The 19,750-nt window shown below is 69.2% G+C and carries 21 protein-coding genes; 4 read left to right on the forward strand and 17 right to left on the reverse strand.

All coding sequences use genetic code 11. From position 1 onward, the window contains the following. Window positions 1–180: 180 nt before the first annotated feature. Together coaA and AOK24_RS04850 are read left to right on the forward strand one after the other, a co-directional pair. A complete protein-coding gene (coaA, locus tag AOK24_RS04845) occupies window positions 181–1,170 on the forward strand; it encodes a type I pantothenate kinase (RefSeq protein ID WP_055718818.1) in 990 nt (329 codons plus the stop codon). Between the two features lie 9 nt (window positions 1,171–1,179). After that, a complete protein-coding gene (locus AOK24_RS04850) occupies window positions 1,180–2,118 on the forward strand; it encodes a DUF389 domain-containing protein (RefSeq protein WP_055718819.1) in 939 nt (312 codons plus the stop codon). Between the two features lie 144 nt (window positions 2,119–2,262). On the opposite strand, the gene glmM is transcribed toward AOK24_RS04850, so the two are convergent. From glmM to rplM, 3 genes are all read right to left on the reverse strand, one after another. Next, complete coding sequence (gene glmM, locus AOK24_RS04855; RefSeq protein ID WP_055718820.1) at window positions 2,263–3,621, reverse strand: phosphoglucosamine mutase; 1,359 nt, start codon at window positions 3,619–3,621, stop codon at window positions 2,263–2,265. A gap of 268 nt (window positions 3,622–3,889) precedes the next feature. After that, complete coding sequence (rpsI, locus tag AOK24_RS04860; RefSeq protein ID WP_055718821.1) at window positions 3,890–4,420, reverse strand: 30S ribosomal protein S9; 531 nt, start codon at window positions 4,418–4,420, stop codon at window positions 3,890–3,892. Window positions 4,421–4,466: 46 nt separating this feature from the next. Then, window positions 4,467–4,910 carry a 50S ribosomal protein L13 gene (rplM, locus tag AOK24_RS04865; RefSeq protein WP_055718822.1) on the reverse strand — a complete coding sequence of 148 codons (444 nt, stop codon included), beginning with the start codon at window positions 4,908–4,910 and terminating at the stop codon, window positions 4,467–4,469. Between the two features lie 315 nt (window positions 4,911–5,225). Here rplM and AOK24_RS49560 point away from each other — a divergent pair, with 315 nt between their 5' ends. Continuing rightward, the gene (locus AOK24_RS49560) at window positions 5,226–6,110 is read left to right on the forward strand and encodes a hypothetical protein (protein ID WP_055718823.1); all 885 of its coding nucleotides are present in this window, start codon (window positions 5,226–5,228) and stop codon (window positions 6,108–6,110) included. Between the two features lie 15 nt (window positions 6,111–6,125). On the opposite strand, the gene truA is transcribed toward AOK24_RS49560, so the two are convergent. The 7 genes from truA to infA all read right to left on the reverse strand — a co-directional run bounded on the left by truA (window position 6,126) and on the right by infA (window position 10,363). Then, entirely contained in the window at window positions 6,126–6,992 is an 867-nt protein-coding gene (truA, locus tag AOK24_RS04875) for a tRNA pseudouridine(38-40) synthase TruA (RefSeq protein WP_055718824.1), read from the reverse strand. A gap of 104 nt (window positions 6,993–7,096) precedes the next feature. After that, window positions 7,097–7,588 (reverse strand): 50S ribosomal protein L17, encoded by a 492-nt coding sequence (rplQ, locus tag AOK24_RS04880; RefSeq protein ID WP_055718825.1) that lies wholly within the window; start codon window positions 7,586–7,588, stop codon window positions 7,097–7,099. A 170-nt stretch (window positions 7,589–7,758) separates the two neighbouring features. Then, on the reverse strand, window positions 7,759–8,781 hold the full coding sequence (locus AOK24_RS04885; RefSeq protein ID WP_003966937.1) for a DNA-directed RNA polymerase subunit alpha: 1,023 nt from the start codon (window positions 8,779–8,781) through the stop codon (window positions 7,759–7,761). Between the two features lie 135 nt (window positions 8,782–8,916). Continuing rightward, window positions 8,917–9,321, reverse strand: coding sequence for a 30S ribosomal protein S11 (gene rpsK / locus AOK24_RS04890; protein ID WP_055718826.1), 405 nt, complete (start codon window positions 9,319–9,321; stop codon window positions 8,917–8,919). A 70-nt stretch (window positions 9,322–9,391) separates the two neighbouring features. Then, window positions 9,392–9,772 carry a 30S ribosomal protein S13 gene (rpsM, locus tag AOK24_RS04895; RefSeq protein WP_055718827.1) on the reverse strand — a complete coding sequence of 127 codons (381 nt, stop codon included), beginning with the start codon at window positions 9,770–9,772 and terminating at the stop codon, window positions 9,392–9,394. 196 nt (window positions 9,773–9,968) lie between these two features. After that, on the reverse strand, window positions 9,969–10,082 hold the full coding sequence (gene rpmJ, locus AOK24_RS04900) for a 50S ribosomal protein L36 (RefSeq protein WP_004984509.1): 114 nt from the start codon (window positions 10,080–10,082) through the stop codon (window positions 9,969–9,971). Between the two features lie 59 nt (window positions 10,083–10,141). After that, window positions 10,142–10,363: a translation initiation factor IF-1 gene (gene infA, locus AOK24_RS04905; protein ID WP_003948620.1), complete on the reverse strand. Its 222-nt coding sequence runs from the start codon at window positions 10,361–10,363 to the stop codon at window positions 10,142–10,144. A 284-nt stretch (window positions 10,364–10,647) separates the two neighbouring features. Here infA and AOK24_RS04910 point away from each other — a divergent pair, with 284 nt between their 5' ends. Next, complete coding sequence (locus AOK24_RS04910) at window positions 10,648–14,385, forward strand: WD40 repeat domain-containing protein (RefSeq protein ID WP_055718828.1); 3,738 nt, start codon at window positions 10,648–10,650, stop codon at window positions 14,383–14,385. A 49-nt stretch (window positions 14,386–14,434) separates the two neighbouring features. Here AOK24_RS04910 and AOK24_RS04915 read toward each other — a convergent pair whose 3' ends face one another. The 7 genes from AOK24_RS04915 to rpsE form a co-directional block, all read right to left on the reverse strand. Continuing rightward, complete coding sequence (locus AOK24_RS04915; RefSeq protein ID WP_055718829.1) at window positions 14,435–15,133, reverse strand: hypothetical protein; 699 nt, start codon at window positions 15,131–15,133, stop codon at window positions 14,435–14,437. A 197-nt stretch (window positions 15,134–15,330) separates the two neighbouring features. Next, window positions 15,331–16,167 carry a type I methionyl aminopeptidase gene (gene map, locus AOK24_RS04920; protein WP_055718830.1) on the reverse strand — a complete coding sequence of 279 codons (837 nt, stop codon included), beginning with the start codon at window positions 16,165–16,167 and terminating at the stop codon, window positions 15,331–15,333. A 160-nt stretch (window positions 16,168–16,327) separates the two neighbouring features. Further along, the gene (locus AOK24_RS04925) at window positions 16,328–16,978 is read right to left on the reverse strand and encodes an adenylate kinase (protein ID WP_055718831.1); all 651 of its coding nucleotides are present in this window, start codon (window positions 16,976–16,978) and stop codon (window positions 16,328–16,330) included. Continuing rightward, window positions 16,978–18,291, reverse strand: coding sequence for a preprotein translocase subunit SecY (gene secY / locus AOK24_RS04930; RefSeq protein ID WP_055718832.1), 1,314 nt, complete (start codon window positions 18,289–18,291; stop codon window positions 16,978–16,980). Before secY ends, AOK24_RS04925 begins: the two co-directional genes overlap by 1 nt. Window positions 18,292–18,492: 201 nt before the next feature. Beyond that, window positions 18,493–18,948 carry a 50S ribosomal protein L15 gene (rplO, locus tag AOK24_RS04935; RefSeq protein WP_055718833.1) on the reverse strand — a complete coding sequence of 152 codons (456 nt, stop codon included), beginning with the start codon at window positions 18,946–18,948 and terminating at the stop codon, window positions 18,493–18,495. Window positions 18,949–18,950: 2 nt separating this feature from the next. After that, window positions 18,951–19,133 carry a 50S ribosomal protein L30 gene (rpmD, locus tag AOK24_RS04940; RefSeq protein WP_005313525.1) on the reverse strand — a complete coding sequence of 61 codons (183 nt, stop codon included), beginning with the start codon at window positions 19,131–19,133 and terminating at the stop codon, window positions 18,951–18,953. Next, window positions 19,133–19,741 carry a 30S ribosomal protein S5 gene (gene rpsE / locus AOK24_RS04945; RefSeq protein WP_010354225.1) on the reverse strand — a complete coding sequence of 203 codons (609 nt, stop codon included), beginning with the start codon at window positions 19,739–19,741 and terminating at the stop codon, window positions 19,133–19,135. Before rpsE ends, rpmD begins: the two co-directional genes overlap by 1 nt. Window positions 19,742–19,750 lie beyond the last annotated feature (9 nt).

Consider the following 19,750-nt stretch of genomic DNA (forward strand, 5'->3'; position numbering starts at 1 on the left):
CCCCCACCACGAGCCCTCTCACCACTCCCGACCCGCCACGCATACCGCGCCCCCTCATCTCCCATGCAGCCCGAAGTGCCCCGTTGGACAGCCGACACACAGGAACGGTTGTACGCGCCCGAGCCCCCGGCGTGACGGACCCCACCTCCCGCCCCGTTCAAACTCCGTTAACAATGGAATGTGATCTCTCCGGTCTCCTCGATCCCCCGGAGCGCCCACCGGCACAGGCCGGAGGCGACTCCCTACGTCGACCTCACCCGCTCCGAGTGGAGCGCGCTGCGGAACAAAACCCCCCTGTCGCTGACGGCGGAGGAGGTCGAGAAGCTGCGCGGCCTCGGCGACGTCATCGACCTGGACGAGGTGCGGGACATCTACCTCCCGCTCTCCCGCCTGCTCAACCTGTACGTCGGCGCCACGGACGGCCTGCGCGGCGCCCTCAACACGTTCCTGGGCGAACGGGGTTCCCAGGCGGGTACGCCGTTCGTGATAGGCGTCGCCGGTTCGGTCGCCGTAGGAAAGTCCACGGTGGCCCGTCTCCTCCAGGCGCTCCTGTCCCGCTGGCCGGAACACCCCCGCGTCGAGCTGGTCACCACGGACGGCTTCCTCCTGCCCACCCGCGAATTGGAGGCCCGGGGCCTGATGTCCCGCAAGGGCTTCCCCGAGTCGTACGACCGCCGGGCCCTCACCCGCTTCGTCGCCGACATCAAGGCGGGCAAGGACGAGGTGACGGCCCCCGTCTACTCCCACCTCATCTACGACATCGTCCCCGGCGAGAAACTGACCGTCCGCCGCCCCGACATCCTCATCGTCGAGGGCCTCAACGTCCTCCAGCCGGCCCTCCCCGGCACGGACGGCCGGACACGCGTCGGGCTCGCGGACTACTTCGACTTCAGCGTGTACGTCGACGCCGCCGCCGACGACATCGAGCGCTGGTACCTCAACCGGTTCCGCAAACTCCGGGCGACGGCCTTCCAGGACCCCGACTCGTACTTCCGCAAGTACACGCAGGTCTCCGAGCCCGAGGCCCTCGACTACGCCCGCACCCTCTGGCGCACCATCAACAAGCCGAACCTCCTGGAGAACATCGCCCCCACCCGTGGCCGTGCGACCCTGATCATCCGCAAAGGCCCCGACCACAAGGTCCAGCGCCTGCACCTGCGCAAACTCTGAAGGCCGCCGATGCTGCACCTGCGCCTCATCACCCCGCCGGACACCACGGACGACGCGCTCCGCCTCATCGAGAAGACGGTGGGCGCCACCCACCTCGTCGTCCTCCCCGGCGCCGCCCGCAACCCCTTCGGCGACGTCGTCCTGTGCGACGTCGCCCGCGAGGCCGGCGACGGGCTCCTCACGGCCCTCCAGGACCTCGGCCTCGACCGCACGGGATCCATCGCCGTCGAGAACATCGACCTCTCCCTCTCCCTCCGCGCGGACAAGGCGGAAGCGGAGGCGCCGGGCGAGGGCGCGGACGCGGTCCTGTGGGAGCACCTCACCGACGCGACCCACGAGGAGTCGACCCTCTCCTGGACCTACATCGCCTTCCTCACGCTCGCAACAATGATCGCGGCGTGCGGAGTCGTCCTGGACAACGCGATCCTCATCGTCGGCGCCATGGCAGTAGGCCCAGAATTCGGCCCCCTGGCCGCCCTCTCCACCTCGATCGTCCGCAAGGCCCCCCGCCTAGCCCTCCGCGCCCTGACCGCCCTCCTCGTCGGCTTCGCCGTAGCCATGCTCCTCACGGTCGCCTTCAGCTGGCTGATGAACGCCGCAAACCAATTCCACGAATCCGACCTAGAGGGCGACCGCCCCAACACAGCCTTCGTCTACGCCCCCGACGCCTTCAGCTTCGTAGTAGCCCTCCTAGCAGGAGCAGCAGGCACCCTCTCCCTAACCTCAGCAAAATCCGGCGCCCTGGTAGGCGTAGCCATCTCGGTCACCACCGTCCCCGCCGCAGCCAACGCAGCAGTAGCCCTCACCTACAACGACCCCAGCCAAACCTGGGGCTCCACCCTCCAACTCCTCCTGAACCTCCTGGGCATCGTCCTGGCAGGAGTAGCAACACTGCTGGCACAGAAGTGGCTGTGGAGAAGACAAGGGGTAGCACGGAAGAACAGCTGACTGCGGGCGCAACCACCCACAACTCACCCGCACCCAACCACCGGCCTGTGCCCAGTTTTTTTAGGGGCGCGGGGAACTGCGCGACAAACCACGACGCGCCCGCACCCCGCCACCCCCCATCCCCACCCCTCCCGAACCCGGCACTTACCCCAGCGCTGACTTCACCGCGTCCGCCAAGCGGGAGGCCACCGACTGGGCCTGGCCTTGGTCCGCCGCCTCGACCATGACGCGGACCAGCGGCTCGGTGCCGGAGGGGCGGAGGAGGACCCTCCCCGTGGCACCCAGTTCGCGTTCCGCCTCGATGACGGCCGCAGCAAGTTCCGCCGAAGTCGACACACGGGACCGGTCGACGTCGGGGACGTTGATCAGGACCTGCGGCAGACGCTGCATGACGCCCGCGAGTTCGCGGAGGGACTTGCCGCTGGAGACGACGCGAGCCGCCAGCATGAGCCCCGTGAGCGTCCCGTCACCGGTCGTCGCGTGGTCGAGGATGATGACGTGCCCGGACTGCTCACCCCCGAGCGCGTACCCGTGCTCCTTCATGGACTCCAGCACATACCGGTCCCCGACGGCGGTCTGGACGAGGGACAGCCCCTCCCGCTCCAGCGCGAGCTTGAACCCGAGGTTGGACATGACGGTGGCGACAACGGTGTCGGCCCGCAGCACCCCCCGCTCCCGCATGTCCAGCGCGAGCACGGCGAGAATCTGATCCCCGTCGACCTCGTCCCCCGTGTGATCGACGGCAAGGCACCGGTCCGCGTCCCCGTCGTGCGCGATCCCGAAGTCGGCCCCGTGGGCGAGCACGGCCGCCTTGATCTTGGAGAGGTGGGTGGACCCGTACCCGTCGTTGATGTTGAGCCCGTCGGGCTCGGCCCCGATCGTGACGACCTCGGCACCCGCGCGGGAGAACGCCTCGGGCGACACCCGAGCGGCAGCACCGTGCGCCTCGTCGAGGACGATCTTCAGCCCGTCGAGCCGGTTGGGCAGGACGCCGATGAGATGGGCGACGTACCGGTCGAACCCCTCGTCGTAGGAGCGGACCCGCCCGACCCCGTCCCCGGTGGGCCGCTCCCAGGGCTCACCGTGCCGGTGGGCCTCGTAGACGGCCTCGATCCGGTCCTCCAGCTCATCGGCGAGCTTGTGCCCCCCGCGCGCGAAGAACTTGACCCCGTTGTCGGGCATCGCGTTGTGGCTGGCGGAGAGCATGACCCCGAGGTCGGCACCGAGCACACCGGTGAGATACGCCACAGCGGGCGTGGGCAGCACGCCGACCTTCAGCACGTCGACCCCGGCACTAGCGAGCCCCGCGACGACGGCCGCCTCAAGGAACTCCCCGGACGCCCGCGGATCCCGCCCGACGACGGCGGTGGGCCGATGCCCCTCGAACGTACCCGCCTCGGCAAGCACATGAGCAGCCGCGACCGACAGACCGAGCGCCATCTCGGCCGTCAGATCCGCGTTGGCCACCCCACGCACGCCGTCGGTGCCGAAGAGTCGTCCCACTTGTCCTCCTGAGGAAGCGTCACTTACGGAGATCATCCGATCACATGAGCCTATGAGCGTCTTGTGCCGTTATACGCCCAAGGCAGCAATAAACGAATGCCCCGACAGCACGGGCGTGCCGCCGGGGCATTCGGACAAGCGCGATGGGTAGGCAGCGAAGCTGCCACCCTCCAGGGGCGCGGGGCTGTATTCGATCTGCGGCTTCCGCCGCGCGGGCGCGACCAGCCACAACAGACCGGCAGACGAACCCGGCGCCCCCAGCGGAGCTTTAGCGCTTGCTGTACTGCGGAGCCTTGCGGGCCTTCTTGAGACCGGCCTTCTTGCGCTCGACGGCACGGTCGTCGCGGCGGAGGAAGCCCGCCTTCTTCAGCGCACCGCGGTTGTTGTCGACGTCGGCCTCGTTCAGCGCACGGGCGACACCGAGACGCAGCGCACCGGCCTGACCGGAGACACCGCCACCGGCGATACGGGCGATGACGTCGTAACGGCCTTCGAGCTCAAGGACCTTGAAGGGCTCGTTGACTTCCTGCTGGTGCACCTTGTTGGGGAAGTAGTCCTCAAGGGTGCGGCCGTTGATCTTCCACTTGCCGGTACCCGGGACGATCCGGACACGGGCGATGGCGTTCTTGCGGCGGCCCAGGCCGGCGGCCGGCTGGGGGTCACCGAAGCGGCCCGCGAGGGACTCGGAGGTGTAGTCGCCCTCCAGGACGGCCTCGGACTCGGTGGTGTAGCTCTCGATGTCGACGTTCTCGATGTCGACGTCGTTGTCGAGCGGCTGCTCGGCGGTGGTCTCAGCCACGGTGTTTCCTCAGATTCTCTTGGCGTGAAGGGTCAGGTGGCCGGGATTACTGCGCGACCTGGGTGATCTCGAACGGCTGCGGCTGCTGCGCGCCGTGCGGGTGCTGGTCACCCTTGTAGACCTTCAGCTTCGAGAGCATCTGACGGCCCAGCGTGTTCTTGGGGAGCATGCCCTTGACGGCCTTCTCGATGGCCTTCTCCGGGTTCTTGTCCAGCAGCTCGTCGTAGCGGACGGAGCGCAGACCGCCCGGGTAGCCGCTGTGGCGGTACGCCATCTTCTGGGTCCGCTTGTTGCCGGAGAGGTGCACCTTGTCGGCGTTGATGATGATGACGAAGTCACCGGTGTCGACGTGGGGCGCGTAGATCGCCTTGTGCTTGCCGCGCAGGATGGACGCGGCGGTGCTGGCGAGACGGCCCAGGACAACGTCCTGAGCGTCGATGACGTGCCACTGGCGAGTCACATCGCCGGGCTTGGGGCTGTACGTACGCACTTAGCAGCCTTCTTCTTCAGGGATGGGTGCTGACACATGGCATCACTGAAGCGATCGTGCAGCTGGGGACGACAAATGTGCCGGGACACCGCCCGTATGCCGCCCACTGGTAACTGCTCCAGGGAACCTAGGTAAGGACCTCTCGTACGAGAACGAGGAAGCCGATACACAACGACTAGGCAGAATACCCGCCGCCCCACGGACGGGTCAAAACGAGCCCTCCCTCACACCCAAACACGACATCTGCGGGCGAGCGGGTTTCAAAGCGTCCCGAGGCCGCCCCACCGGTGTGTCGCCCCGTCTAGGATGCGGCGCATGAGCTATGGGCAGGGGGGACCTCAGTCCCAGTGGGATCCGTGGAAACCGAACTCCCAGCAGCCGTGGACCCCCGAAAGCACGGGCGCCCCGGCGGGCCCCGACTGGGCCGCCCTCGCGGAGTCGTCGGAGAAGCGCAACAAGCGCAAGCGGATCCTCCTGATCGGCGGCGGCGCCGCGGCGACCGTCGCGATCGGTACGGCGGTGGCGATGGCCGTGGTCTCGGCGAACGGCAGCGGTACGGCGAACAAGCCGACGTCGTCCCTGCCCGCGGCCGGCGACCTGCCGAGCGCCTCCTCGGCCCCCTCCTTCGCGCCGACGACGGCCCCGCCGCCGCTGAACCCGAAGGAGTTCATCTCGGACAAGGCGAAGGACACGGCGCCCAACGGCCCGCACCTCCTCTTCCCCGGCACCCAGGTCACGCTCGCCGGCGGCACGTACCGCAAGGGCCCGTCCGCCGACAGCCCCGCCTGCGACAGCGGCTCCCAGGGCTCGCTCCCGAAGGTCCTGAAGGACAACGGCTGCACCCGCCTGATGCGCGTCACGTACGTGAAGGACGGCATAGCGACGACGGTCGGCGTGGCCGTCTTCGACACCGAGGCGCAGGCGCTGAAGGCGAAGAAGGACGCGGACGACAAGAGCTTCGTGAAGCCGCTGACCGGCAACGGCATCGGCGCCTTCTGCAACGGCGCGATCTGCCGCTCGACGACCAACTCCTACGGCCGCTACGCCTACTTCACCGTCTCGGGCTTCACGAACGGCAAGAACGTCACGAAGACCGACACGGCCGTCTTCTCGGCGGGCGACACCCTCGCGGAGTTCACGTTCCAGCAGATCAACCGGCGCGGCGAGACCCAGGCGGCGGAGGCGGCCACCGCACCGTAACCGCACCCCGTCCCCTCAGGACGCTCCCCGCCGGCCGACGTGCACGGCCCCCCGCACCCGGCGGGCCTGCACCTGCCGCTCGGCGAGCAACTCGTCCGCCGGGTAGGCGACTTCCTCCAGCGTCAGCCCGTTCGGCCGCACCACATGGACGGCACTGTCACGCACCCCGGCGTCCAGCACCCGCCGGGGCCACCCCGCGTCCCGGTGCCCGTCCCCCACGAACAGCAGCGCCCCCACCATCGACCGCACCTGGTTGTGGCAGAACGCGTCGGCCCGCACCTCGACCTCGACGACCCCGTCGTCCCGCCGCCGCACCCCGAAGTCGAAGATCTCCCGCACGGTCGACGCCCCCTCCCGCTTCTTCGCGTAGGCGGCGAAGTCGTGCTCCCCCACCAGCGACTTGGCGGCGGCGTCCATCACGGCGACGTCCAACGGCCAGTCGTGCCACAGCACATGACTGCGCAGCAGCGGATCGACCCCACCGGCCTGATCCCCCACCCGGTACACGTACCGCCGCCACAGCGCGGCGAACCGCGCGTTGAATCCGGGAGCCGCCTCGGCGAGCGCCCACACCCGCACGTCCTTCGGCAACCGCCCCGCCAGCCGCTTGAGCAGCTTCTCCCGGTGCTCCCCCCACAGCTCCTCCGGCAGATCGACGTGCGCGACCTGCCCCCGGGCGTGCACCCCGGCATCGGTACGCCCGGCGACGGTCAGGTCGTACGTGACGTCCCCGGACCGCGTCACGGTCCGCAGCGCGTCCTCGACCTCCCCCTGAACGGTCCGCTTCCCCCCGGCCTGCTTGGCCCACCCGTGGAAATCGGTGCCGTCGTAGGAAAGATCGAGCCGAACCCGGACGAATCCCGGCCGCACGTCATCACTCACGGAAAGTTCCTCCCAGGAAAAAAGAACGGGGGAAAGAGAACGGGGGAAAAGAGAACGGGCCCGCTCCCGTGAAGAAGCGGACCCGCACAACGCCTGCCGAACGCTTACGCGTCCTTCGACTCCTCGGCGACCTCGGTCTCCTCGACCTTGGTCTCCTCGGCAGCCTTGGCCTCGTCGGCTTCCTTGACCGCACGCTTGGTGGCGGCCTCGGCCTCGCCCGTGGCCTGCTGCGCGACCGTCAGCGCCTCGACCAGCTCGATGACAGCCATGGGCGCGTTGTCGCCACGACGGTTACCGATCTTGGTGATACGGGTGTAACCACCGGGACGGTTCTCGTACCGCGGGCCGATCTCGGTGAAGAGCGTGTGGACGATGCTCTTGTCCGTGATGACCTGAAGCACCTGGCGACGGTTGTGAAGGTCACCCTTCTTCGCCTTGGTCACCAGCCGCTCGGCGTACGGCCGCAGCCGACGCGCCTTCGCCTCGGTGGTGGTGATACGACCGTGCTCGAAGAGCGACTTGGCAAGGTTCGCCAGCAGCAGCTTCTCGTGAGCAGCGCTACCACCGAGACGGGCACCCTTGGTGGGCTTAGGCATTTCATTCTCCTGAGGTGTCTGCCCCGGCCGTACGAGGTACCGGGGTCAGTATCTGAGCAGACGGTCGCCTGTCAGAGATCCGAGCGAAGCTCGGAATATAGGGGCGCGGGGAACTGCGCGAGAAAGCACAGCGCACCCGCACCCGAGTACGGACCGGATGGCCCGAGCTCTTAGTACTGCTCGGTCTCCACGAACCCGGCATCCGCATCGTCGTCGGCGCCAAAGGCGTCAGCAGCGGCGGTCGGGTCGAACCCGGGAGGCGAGTCCTTCAGCGCAAGCCCCATACCCGCCAGCTTCGCCTTGACCTCGTCGATCGACTTCGCACCGAAGTTACGAATGTCGAGCAGGTCCGCCTCGCTGCGCGCAACCAGCTCACCCACAGAGTGGATGCCCTCACGCTTGAGGCAGTTGTACGACCGAACCGTGAGCTCCAGCTCCTCGATCGGCAGCGCCAGATCCGCGGCGAGAGCAGCATCCGTGGGGGACGGCCCCATGTCGATGCCCTCGGCGTCGATGTTGAGCTCACGGGCGAGCCCGAACAGCTCGACCAGCGTCTTACCGGCGGAGGCCATCGCGTCACGCGGACGCATCGCCTGCTTCGTCTCGACGTCGACGATCAGCTTGTCGAAGTCGGTGCGCTGCTCGACACGGGTCGCCTCGACCTTGTACGTGACCTTGAGAACCGGCGAGTAGATCGAGTCGACCGGGATACGCCCGATCTCCTGACCGACCTGCTTGTTCTGCACGGCGGAGACGTACCCGCGGCCACGCTCGACCGTGAGCTCCATCTCCAGCTTGCCCTTGCCGTTGAGCGTGGCGAGGACGAGGTCGGGGTTGTGCACCTCGACACCGGCCGGCGGCGCGATGTCGGCGGCGGTGACCAGACCCGGGCCCTGCTTGCGCAGGTACATCACGACGGGCTCGTCGTGCTCGGAGGAGACGACGAGCTGCTTGATGTTGAGGATCAGGTCGGTGACGTCCTCCTTGACACCCGGCACGGTGGTGAACTCGTGCAGGACGCCGTCGATCCGGATGGACGTGACAGCGGCGCCCGGGATCGAGGAGAGGAGCGTACGGCGCAGGGAGTTGCCGAGGGTGTAGCCGAAGCCCGGCTCCAGCGGCTCGATGACGAACCGGGAGCGGAACTCGTCGACGACCTCTTCGGTCAACGAGGGACGCTGAGCGATCAGCATGTGGTGAATCCTTCAGTTGTGAGCGCCCGCTATTTGACGCTCGACTGTTACTACAAGGGTACGGGCGATACGGCCCCGAAGAGCCGTACCGCCCGAAAACCTCAGACCAAACGGCCTGCGTCGAAGATCAGGAGATCAGACGCGGCGACGCTTGGGCGGACGGCAGCCGTTGTGCGGGGTGGGCGTGACGTCCTGGATGGAGCCGACCTCAAGACCCGTGGCCTGGAGGGAACGGATCGCGGTCTCACGACCGGCGCCCGGGCCCTTGACGAACACGTCGACCTTGCGCATGCCGTGCTCCTGCGCACGACGCGCGGCGGACTCGGCGGCCATCTGCGCGGCGAACGGCGTGGACTTGCGGGAGCCCTTGAAGCCGACGTGGCCGGCGGAGGCCCAGGAGATCACGTTGCCGCTCGGGTCCGTGATGGACACGATCGTGTTGTTGAACGTGCTCTTGATGTGCGCCTGGCCGTGCGCGACATTCTTCTTTTCCTTGCGGCGCACCTTCTTGGCAGCGCCCTGACGACCCTTGGGGGGCATCTACAAACTCCTACGGGGAGGTGGTCGGTCCTACAGCGAAGACCGCTGATGAAGCGTTGTCCGCTGAGGACTACTTCTTGCCCGGCTTCTTCTTGCCGGCGATGGCGCGACGCGGGCCCTTGCGGGTACGGGCGTTCGTGCTGGTGCGCTGACCGCGGACGGGCAGGCCACGGCGGTGGCGCAGACCCTGGTAGCAGCCGATCTCGACCTTGCGGCGGATGTCGGCCTGGATCTCGCGACGGAGGTCACCCTCGGTCTTGATGTTGGCGTCCACGTACTCGCGGATCGCGACGAGCTGCTCCTCGCTCAGGTCGCGGACGCGGGTGTCGGGGTTGATGCCGGTCGCAGCCAGCGTCTCTTGCGAGAGGGTCCGGCCGATGCCGAACACGTAGGTGAGGGCGACTTCCACGCGCTTGTCGCGCGGGATGTCAACACCGGAAACGCGTGCCATTAAATGGCTCCTGGTGATCGTCGGAGGTCTTCCACAGGACCGCTTCCCAGCCCGCCGTACGAGGTACGAACCGGGTCCCCGGCCTCCGAGCCGGGGGTGTCAGACGGCCTCGGCCGCCTGGGTCCTGCGTATGAACAAATTCAGCTCGCGTCGCGCGAAGATTCTGCGGATGCAGAGGGTGTGGATCGGGTTGCGATCAGCCCTGGCGCTGCTTGTGGCGCGGGTTCTCGCAAATGATCATGACCCGGCCGTGACGGCGGATCACCCTGCACTTGTCGCAGATCTTCTTGACGCTCGGCTTGACCTTCATGGGATTGAGGTTCTCCGGGTCAGTGCCACCACCCCGCCGGAGCGGGATGCGGGCAAGATCTACTTGTACCGGTAGACGATCCGGCCACGCGTCAGGTCGTACGGAGAGAGCTCCACCACGACCCGGTCGTCAGGGAGGATACGGATGTAGTGCATCCGCATCTTGCCGCTGATGTGTGCCAGGACCTGGTGGCCGTTCTGGAGCTCGACCTTGAACATGGCGTTCGGCAGAGACTCGACGACAGTGCCCTCGATCTCGATGGCACCTTGCTTCTTGGCCACGCTTCGCCCTTCGAATCGACTACCTTGATCGACTCCCGCTATCGCATCCAGACACACGAATGCACGAAAGCCGACGCGTCAGTCTACGTCAGCCCACCCAGAAAGACGAATCGAGCAAGGATGCCCCACCAGGGAGATCCTTAAGCCCCCCACTCCCCCAAAAGGCCGACGCCACACGTCCGGCAGGCAACCGTCCGCCCCCGAAGGGCATCTAGTCGGCTGCGTCACCCCTGATGCCTATTGGTGCGCATACGACACATACGTACTTCCTGGGAGGTGGGTTCATGGGGCGTCCGGAGAAACCCGTGGATCCCGAGGCCGGTCCCGTCCAGCGGTTCGCGTACGACCTGCGGGCGCTGCGCCGGGCGGCCGGGAACCCCTCGTACCGGGTCATGGCCGAGACAGCGGGCTGCTCGGCGACCACGCTCTCCCAGGCCGCGGCGGGCGAGCGGCTGCCGTCCTTCGCCGTCGTCCACGGGTACGTACGGGCCTGCGGCGGCGATCCGGGGCAGTGGGCGGACCGCTGGAAGGACGTGGAGACGGCGGTGGCGGACGGCGAGGACGCGCCGCCGCCGTACCGGGGACTCGACCGGTTCGAGCCGGCCGACCAGGACCTGTTCTTCGGCCGGGACCGGCTGGTGGAGGAGCTGGCGGAGCTGGTGTGCGGGCACCGGTTCGCCGCCGTGTTCGGCGCCTCCGGCAGCGGGAAGTCCTCGCTGCTGCGGGCCGGGCTGATCCCTCGCCTGCGCCAGGAGATCGCGCGCCGGGACCGGCCGACCGCGCTGCGCATCCTGACCCCCGGGGACCGGCCGGCCGCCACCTACGGCCATCTGCTGGCCCCGGGCGCGGACGAGCCGGAGAGCTGGGTGGTGGTGGACCAGTTCGAGGAGGTCTTCACCCTGTGCCGGGACCGGGCCGAACGCGCCCGGTTCATCGACCTGCTGCTCGGCGCCCGCGACCCCGGCAGCCGGCTGCGGGTGGTCATCTCCGTACGGGCCGACTTCTACCCGCGCTGCGGCGAGCACCGTGCCCTCGCGGACGCGCTGCGCTCCGCCGGGCTGCTGGTCGGGCCCATGACGCGGGACGAGCTGCGCGAGGCGGTCGTCGGACCCGCGCAGCAGGCCGGGCTCCTGGTGGAGCGGGAGCTGACGGCGCGCATCGTGGCGGACGTCCTCGACGAGCCCGGCGGGCTGCCGATGCTCTCGCACGCCCTGCTGGAGACCTGGAGGCGGCGCAGGGGACGGCTGCTGACCCTGGCCGCGTACGAGAACGCGGGCGGCGTGCACGGCGCCATCGCGGCGAGCGCCGAGGAGGCGTACGGGCAGCTGACCGCACCCCAGGCGGACGCGGCCCGGCACCTGCTGTTGCGCATGGTCGAGCCCGGCCGGGGCACCCCCGACACCCGGCGCCCGCTGGGCCGGGCCGAGCTGGAGGAGTGGGCCTGCCCTCACGCGCCGGTCGTGGTGGAGCGGCTGGCCCGCGCCCGCCTGCTGACCGCCGACGAGGACACCGTCCAGCTCGCCCACGAGGCGCTGATCACCTCGTGGCCGCGGCTGCACGGCTGGATCGAGGAGGCCCGCGAACAGCTCCTCCACCACCGGCGGCTCACCGAGGCCGCCCGCATCTGGCTGGAGCACGACCGCGACCCCGGCAGCCTGTACCGGGGCACCCGGCTGGCCCGCGTGGAGGAGCTGTTCCCCGACCACGAACGCGACAACGCGCTGGCCGGGCCCGAGCGCCGGTTCCTGACCGCAGCGCTGGCCGCCCGGGAGGCCGAGGGCCGGGCCGCCGTCCGTGCGACGCGCCGGGCGCGAGCCGGAGTGGGCGTCCTGGCGGCCGTCCTCGCGGTGGCGCTGATGGCCGGGCTGGCCGTCTGGACGCAGCAGCGGGACATCGAGCGCCGCCGCACCGAGGACACCGCCCGCCGGATCGCCGCCGTCGCCGACTCCCTGCGCACGACCGACCCGCGCACCGCCCAGCTGCTGGGCGTCGCGGCCTGGCGCGTGTCCGAGCTGCCGGAGACCCGGCGGGCGCTGCTGGGCTCGCTCGGCCAGCGGGAGGGGGACGCCTTCAGCGACCCGGCCCCCGGCGACACACCCTTCCGCCGCCTGACGGACTCCGGCCGCACCCTGCTCAGCGCCGCCGGGCACACCTGGCGGACCTGGGACGTGGTCCGGCATCAGGCGATCGCCTCGGGGCCGCTGCCACCGGGCGCCACCGTGACCGCGGTGAGCCCGGACGGACGGCTGCTGGCGCTCTCCGGCGACGACGGGGCACGGCTGTGGGACACGGCCACCGGACGGTGGTTCGGCGACCGGCTGCCGAGCGAGTCCGGCGTGGACTTCACCGGCCACACCTACCTCGTGAGCGGCATCGGCGACACCCGGGTGCAGCTGCACTCGGCCGTGGACGGCGCCCTGCTGCTCACGGCCGAGGCGCTGGACCCGGAGACGGTCGCGCCGAGCGCGGACGGACACCTGATCGCGCTCTGCCCCGCCGAGGGCGCCCCGGTACAGGTGCGCGACCTCGCCGGACGGCGCACGCTGCACGGCGACTGGGAGCACGTCCGCGACGCCTGCGACCGGGAGGCGTCGCAGCTGGTGTTCGGCGGCGGAGGGCGGCTCGCGGCGGTGACCGCGAACGGCGTGCACCTCTGGGACGCCCGGTCGGGGAAGCGGCTGGCCGAACTCTCCGACCCCGGCGTGCGGGACGTCGCCTTCACCGAGGACGGGAACTTCCTGGCGACCGCCGACGGAGAGGAGCTCCGGGTGTGGCGGCCCGGCGCCGACGCCCCGGTGTTCCGGCACTCCCTGCACAACCAGCGCCCGTACGGCGGCCTGGCCTGGGACCCCGGGCGCCCGGTGCTGCGCTATCTGGAGGCCGGCACGGTCCACTCCCTGGACGTCGCGACGGCCGTGACCCCGGCCAGGCGGAACCAGCCCGTTGACAAGGTGCTGCTCAGCCCGGACGGCCGCACCCTCGCCACCGCGCAGCGCACGGGCGCCGCCTACCGCTTCGAGCTGCGCGGCACCCGCGACGGAAGGCTGCGCGCCACCCTGCCGCCCGCGCCGCTCCCCGCCGCGCGCGACTCCTCCCGGCCGGTGCCCCCGCAGGACACCGTCCCGCTCCTGGCGTTCGATCCCGACGGCACGACGCTCGCGTACGGCGTCTCGGCGTCCGGAGTGGAGACGTCTCCCCCGCGTCTCACGCTCTGGGACGTCGCCGGGGGCCGGGTGCGCACCACGCTGGACCTGTCGACGGGCACTCCGGCCAGCACGGTGTTCGCGCTGGCCCTCGGCCCCCACGCCGGCACGCTCCACCTCACCCGCGCGAGCGTCGTCGGGGAGCCGAGCGACGAGACCTGGGACGTCCCGCGCCACCGCCGGACGGCGGCCGTACCGGCCCCGGCCGGCAGCCACCTCGCCGTCAGCCCCGACGGCCGTCTCCTGGCCGGCGACAACTCCACGACCGCCCTGCCCGGCGGCAGGCCCGCCCCGCGCGACCTGGTCCGGGGGGACGAGATCGGGGCCCTCGCCTTCGCCCCCGACGGATCACGTTTCGCGGCCGGGGACCAGACGGGCCGGGTCGCGCTGTGGGACGGCGGGCTGCACCAGCGGGAAGGGACGCTGCCCAGCGTCTTCCCCGCGCTCCCGGACGACCAGCCCCACACCCTCGTCAGCGACGCCTCCGAAGCCGTCAGCGCCCTCGCCGTCAGCCCCGACGGCCGCACGCTGGCGGTCGGCGGCGAGGCCGGCAGCCTCCAGCTGTGGGACCTCGCCAGCCACCAGCAGCTCGGCGCCCTCCTGGCGACACCGGGCGACTCCGTCGACACGGTCGCCTTCGGCGCGGACAGCACCACGCTGTACGCGGGCAGCGCGCACGTACCCCTCCAGACCTACACCGTCGACGAGTCGAGGGCAGCCGACGCGGTCTGCGCCCGGACCCGGCAGCGCGAGCTGACACGGGCGCAGTGGCGGACCTATCTGCCCGGCGTCCCGTACCGCAGGATCTGCGCCGGGTGACCGGGAGGCACCCCGCCGGACGGCGAGGTGCCTCAGGGGACCGGTCAGGTCACCTGTAGACGTGGTACGACGCGTAGTTGTCCACTTCGAGGTTGGTCGTCCAGCTGCCCCACACCTTGTTGGGGTCCCAGCGGTACAGGTAGGCGTTGCTGTCCGGCCGGAACGGGCTCGACAGGCACGACTTTCCGGTGGAGTGGTAGATGCCCTTGAAGGCGCCCTTCGTCCAGCGGCGCTCCACGACCTGGATCGGCTGGGCCTTCTGCCCCTTCTTCAGGTGCACCTTGAAGGTGTACGACGTGGTGGTGGAGCCGTGCCGCCCGTACTGGGGGGTGAGGCTGGCGAGGTCCCCGACGAACGGGAGCGGGATCTTGATGTCGAGGCCGGACGAGAACTCCCAGCCCGACGTGTGCGACTTCCCCCAGTCCTGCTCGCAGTCGTCGATGTTCGTGGGGCACTTGAACGTCTCGCCCCGCCAGACCCAGTCGTCCCAGGTGTTCTTCGCCCGCTGAGTGACCACCGACGTGGTCTTCTGGGGGGTCGACCAGTTGCCCGCGATGTCGGCCTGGGAGCCGTCCCAGTTCCCCAGGCACACCACGTCGGCCGCCGAGGCGGAGCCGGGGGCCGCGATCACGACCAACGGGGCCAGCGCCACCGTCAGCAGGCCCGCCCACTTGCCCCGGAGCCGCCGGCCTTCCTTCCGCGCGGCCACGGAACCCTCGTCAGGGCGTACGCCCTCGTCGATCTTCACTCTGGTCTCCTCTGCTGGTGCGCCGGAAGCGTGTGCCCAGCGCCTGAGCAACAACGTCGGCGACCGCAGAGTTGTCCGCGCGACCGTCCCCTAGCCCAATCAATTGCTTGACCTGCGCATAGGGGGCCGCTTGCCCGGCCGTTACCTCCCCGGCTCACGCCGGTCGGCACGGGCTCCGCGCATCAATCAATCACCCGTCACGCGAGGGGGTCGGGGGCCGCGGTCACCCCGTACTCCGCCAGCTTGGCCCTGCCGCCGTCCGGAGCCGTCAGGACCAGCGGCCCCGCCTCCGTGAGGGCCACGCTGTGCTCCCAGTGGGACGACCAGGTGCCGTCGGTCGTGATGACCGTCCAGTCGTCGGCGAGGACCTTCGTCTTCGGGGTGCCGAGGGACACCATCGGCTCGATCGCGAGGCAGAACCCGGGCACCAGCTTGGGGCCCTTGCCCCGCTTGCGGTCCACGTAGTTCAGGAGGTGCGGGTCCATGTGCATCTCCGTACCGATGCCGTGCCCGCCGTAGTCCTCGATGATCCCGTACCGCCCGCCACCGGTCCTGGGCTGCCGGCGGATGTACGTCTCGATCGCCCGGGAGACGTCGACGAGCCGGTTGCCGAGTCTCATCGCGGCGATCCCGGCCCACATGGACTCCTCGGTCACCCGGGACAGCTCGACCAGCTCGGGCGCGTGCCCGGACCCCACGAACGCGGTGTAAGCGGCATCTCCGTGCCACCCATCCACGATCGCCCCGCAGTCGATGGAGATGATGTCCCCGGACTTGAGCACAACCTCGTCGGAGGGGATGCCGTGCACGACGACCTCGTTCACGGACGTACAGATGGTCGCCGGAAACCCGCCGTACCCGAGGAAGTTGGACTTCGCCCCGTGCTCGGCGAGGACCTTACGAGCGACCTCGTCGAGGTCACGGGTGGACGCCCCCGGCACAGCCGCTTCGCGCGTGGCCGCATGGATCGCAGCGACGACCAGCCCCGCCGCACGCATCTTGGCGATCTGCTCGGGACTCTTGATCTGCACCATGCCGGTTCGCGCCTCCTGGCACTCGTGATTTCGGGCCCCTCAGAATACGCCCCCGCACAGCAGAGGTCCCGGCGGGGACAGGCGGGCGCGCACGAAGAAGCCCCCGCTGTCCCTGGGGACGGCGGGGGCTTCGATGCGATGTGGGGAGCGGGCCGGGGGCCTACTCGCCCTGGAGTGCCTCCATGGCGCGTGCGGTGACCTCGTCGACCTTGCCCAGGGCGGAGATGGTGACGACCAGCCCCTGGGACTTGTAGTAGTCGATGATCGGCTCGGTCTGCGTGTGGTAGACCTCCAGCCGCGTACGGACGGTCTCCTCGGAGTCGTCGTCGCGCTGGTACAGCTCGCCCCCGCAGACGTCGCAGACACCGTCACGCTTCGGCGGGCTGTACGTCACGTGGAAGACGTGGCTGGAGTCCTCGCGGCAGATCCGCCGCCCGGCGATCCGCTTGACGACCTCGTCCTCGGGGACCTCCAGGTCCAGCACCGCGTCCAGCTTCATGGACTCGGTGCGGAGCATCTCGTCGAGCGCCTCGGCCTGCGAGACGTTGCGCGGGAAGCCGTCGAGGAGGAATCCGCCCTCGGCGTCCGGCTGCTCCATGCGGTCCTTGGCCATCCCGATGGTGACCTCGTCCGGCACCAGGTTGCCCGCGTCCATGTAGGACTTGGCGAGTTTCCCCAGCTCGGTCTGCCGGCTGATGTTGGCGCGGAAGAGGTCGCCCGTGGAGATGTGCGGGATCGACAGGTTCTTGGCCAGGAACGCGGCCTGCGTTCCCTTCCCGGCACCCGGCGGCCCGACGAGGACGATTCGCATCAGCGGAGGAACCCTTCGTAATTGCGCTGCTGGAGCTGGCTCTCGATCTGCTTCACGGTCTCCAGACCGACACCCACGATGATGAGGATGCTGGTACCGCCGAACGGGAAGTTCTGGTCTGCCCCGAAACCAGCCAACGCCATCGTCGGGACGAGAGCAATCAGACCCAAGTACAGCGAGCCCGGCCACGTGATCCGGTTGAGTACGTAGGAAAGGTACTCAGCGGTCGGGCGGCCAGCCCGGATGCCCGGGATGAATCCACCATACTTCTTCATGTTGTCGGCAACTTCCTCGGGGTTGAAGGAAATCGCGACGTAGAAGAAGGCGAAGAACACGATCAGCAGGAAGTACAGCGCGATGTGCACCCCGGCCCGGGTGTTGGCCAGGTTCTGCGTGACCCAGGTCGCCCAGCCCGCCTGCGAGTTGGAGAACTGGACGATGAGCGCCGGGATGTAGAGCAGCGACGAGGCGAAGATGACGGGGATGACGCCCGCCTGGTTCACCTTGAGCGGGATGTAGGTCGAGGTACCGCCGTAGGACCGGCGCCCGATCATGCGCTTCGCGTACTGGACGGGGATCCGGCGCTGGGCCTGCTCGACCAGGACGACGAGACCGACCATGACGAGGCCGACCGCGATGACGGTGCCGAACTCGATCCAGCCGCCGGCCAGGGTGCCCTGCTTCTTGATGGCCCACAGCGCGGAGGGGAAGGTCGCGGCGATCGAGATGAACATCAGGATGGACATGCCGTTGCCGATGCCGCGGTCGGTGATGAGCTCACCGAGCCACATGACGAGGGCGGTGCCGGCGGTCATGCAGATGACCATCACGATGGTCGTGAAGATGTCGCGGTCCGGGACGATGCTGCTCGCGACGGAGCAGCCGGAGAACAGCGAGCCGCTGCGGGCGGTGGCGACGAGGCCGGTGCCCTGGAGGATGGCGAGTGCCACGGTCAGGTACCGGGTGTACTGCGTGATCTTCGCGGTACCCGCCTGACCCTCCTTCTTGAGGGCTTCCAGGCGCGGGATCACAACGGTCAGCAGCTGGAGGATGATGCTCGCCGTGATGTACGGCATGATCCCCAGCGCGAAGATCGTGATCTGGAGCAGCGCGCCGCCGCTGAACATGTTGATCAGCCCGAAGAGGCTCTGATTGCCGGACGCCTCGTCCACGCACTGCTGGACGGACTTGTAGTCGACGCCGGGGATCGGGACGTGGGTACCGACCCGGTAGACCACGACGATACCGAGCGTGAAGAGCAGCTTCTTGCGCAGGTCGGGCGTCTTGAACGCCCGGGCGAACGCGGTGAGCACGGTGCCTCCTGCGACCCCCGCGCAGCTGCGCCAAGGGTGACGGTCTGAGGTTCGACGGTTGGTTGATGACGATGCTGAAAAGAGACAGCGCAGGCCACCTTACCGGCGACACTGCCCCGTCTGGAACGACCGACCGGGGATACCCCTTTTGTGGGGTATCCCCGGTCGGGATCGCTCATGTCATCGAGACGCCTGACGTGATCAGACGAGCTCGGTGACCGTGCCGCCGGCGGCGGTGATCTTCTCCTTGGCGGAGCCGGAGACGGCGTCGACCGTCACCTGCAACGCCACGGAGATCTCACCCTGGCCGAGGACCTTGACGAGGCTGTTCTTGCGAACCGCGCCCTTGGCCACCAGACCCTCGACGGTGACCTCGCCACCCTCGGGGTAGAGGGCGGCCAGCTTGTCGAGGTTCACGACCTGGAACTCGGTCTTGAACGGGTTCTTGAAGCCCTTCAGCTTCGGAAGACGCATGTGGAGGGGCATCTGGCCACCCTCGAAGCGCTCCGGAACCTGGTAGCGGGCCTTCGTGCCCTTGGTACCACGACCGGCCGTCTTACCCTTCGACGCCTCACCACGACCGACACGGGTCTTGGCGGTCTTGGCGCCGGGGGCCGGACGGAGGTTGTGGATCTTGAGCGGGCTGTTCTCCGCCATGATCAGTCGACCTCCTCGACCGTCACGAGGTGGCGGACGGTGTGCACCATGCCGCGGAACTCGGGGCGGTCCTCCTTGACGACGACGTCGTTCAGGCGCTTGAGCCCGAGCGAACGCAGCGTGTCACGGTGGTTCTGCTTGCTGCCGATGTAGGACTTCGTCTGCGTGATCTTGAGGCGGGCCATTACGCAGCACCAGCCCCGGCACGCGCCCGCAGCAGAGCCGCGGGGGCGACGTCCTCCAGGGGGAGGCCGCGGCGGGCCGCGATCTCCTCCGGGCGCTGGAGACCCTTGAGGGCCTCCACCGTCGCGTGGACGATGTTGATCGCGTTGGACGAGCCGAGCGACTTCGACAGGATGTCGTGCACGCCCGCGCACTCCAGCACGGCACGCACCGGGCCACCGGCGATGACGCCGGTACCGGGGGAGGCAGGCTTGAGCAGGACGACGCCCGCGGCCTTCTCGCCCGTGATCGGGTGCGGGATGGTGCCCTGGATACGGGGGACCTTGAAGAAGTGCTTCTTGGCCTCCTCAACACCCTTGGCGATGGCGGCCGGCACCTCCTTGGCCTTGCCGTAGCCGACACCTACGGTGCCGTCACCGTCGCCCACCACGACGAGCGCGGTGAAGCTGAAGCGACGGCCACCCTTGACAACCTTGGCGACACGGTTGATCGCGACGACACGCTCGACGTACGCGGTCTTCTCGGCGGCGGCTGCGCCACCGTCACGACCCTTACGGTCCCGCCGCTCGCCGCCACCGGCACCGCTTCCACGGCGCTGGGGTCCAGCCATTGGATTACC

It is taken from the genome of Streptomyces niveiscabiei, assembly GCF_001419795.1.
Classification (GTDB): domain Bacteria; phylum Actinomycetota; class Actinomycetes; order Streptomycetales; family Streptomycetaceae; genus Streptomyces; species Streptomyces niveiscabiei.

Bases quoted from the DNA above. Each gene is read 5' to 3' on its own strand.
- AOK24_RS04850 (WP_055718819.1), top strand. From the start codon at position 1,180: ATGCTGCACCTGCGCCTCATCACCCCGCCGGACACCACGGACGACGCG.
- AOK24_RS49560 (WP_055718823.1), top strand. From the start codon at position 5,226: ATGAGCTATGGGCAGGGGGGACCTCAGTCCCAGTGGGATCCGTGGAAA.
- rplQ (WP_055718825.1), bottom strand. From the start codon at position 7,588: ATGCCTAAGCCCACCAAGGGTGCCCGTCTCGGTGGTAGCGCTGCTCAC.
- AOK24_RS04885 (WP_003966937.1), bottom strand. From the start codon at position 8,781: ATGCTGATCGCTCAGCGTCCCTCGTTGACCGAAGAGGTCGTCGACGAG.
- rpsK (WP_055718826.1), bottom strand. From the start codon at position 9,321: ATGCCCCCCAAGGGTCGTCAGGGCGCTGCCAAGAAGGTGCGCCGCAAG.
- rpsM (WP_055718827.1), bottom strand. From the start codon at position 9,772: ATGGCACGCGTTTCCGGTGTTGACATCCCGCGCGACAAGCGCGTGGAA.
- rpmJ (WP_004984509.1), bottom strand. From the start codon at position 10,082: ATGAAGGTCAAGCCGAGCGTCAAGAAGATCTGCGACAAGTGCAGGGTG.
- AOK24_RS04910 (WP_055718828.1), top strand. From the start codon at position 10,648: ATGGGGCGTCCGGAGAAACCCGTGGATCCCGAGGCCGGTCCCGTCCAG.
- map (WP_055718830.1), bottom strand. From the start codon at position 16,167: ATGGTGCAGATCAAGAGTCCCGAGCAGATCGCCAAGATGCGTGCGGCG.
- AOK24_RS04925 (WP_055718831.1), bottom strand. From the start codon at position 16,978: ATGCGAATCGTCCTCGTCGGGCCGCCGGGTGCCGGGAAGGGAACGCAG.
- rplO (WP_055718833.1), bottom strand. From the start codon at position 18,948: ATGGCGGAGAACAGCCCGCTCAAGATCCACAACCTCCGTCCGGCCCCC.
- rpmD (WP_005313525.1), bottom strand. From the start codon at position 19,133: ATGGCCCGCCTCAAGATCACGCAGACGAAGTCCTACATCGGCAGCAAG.
- rpsE (WP_010354225.1), bottom strand. From the start codon at position 19,741: ATGGCTGGACCCCAGCGCCGTGGAAGCGGTGCCGGTGGCGGCGAGCGG.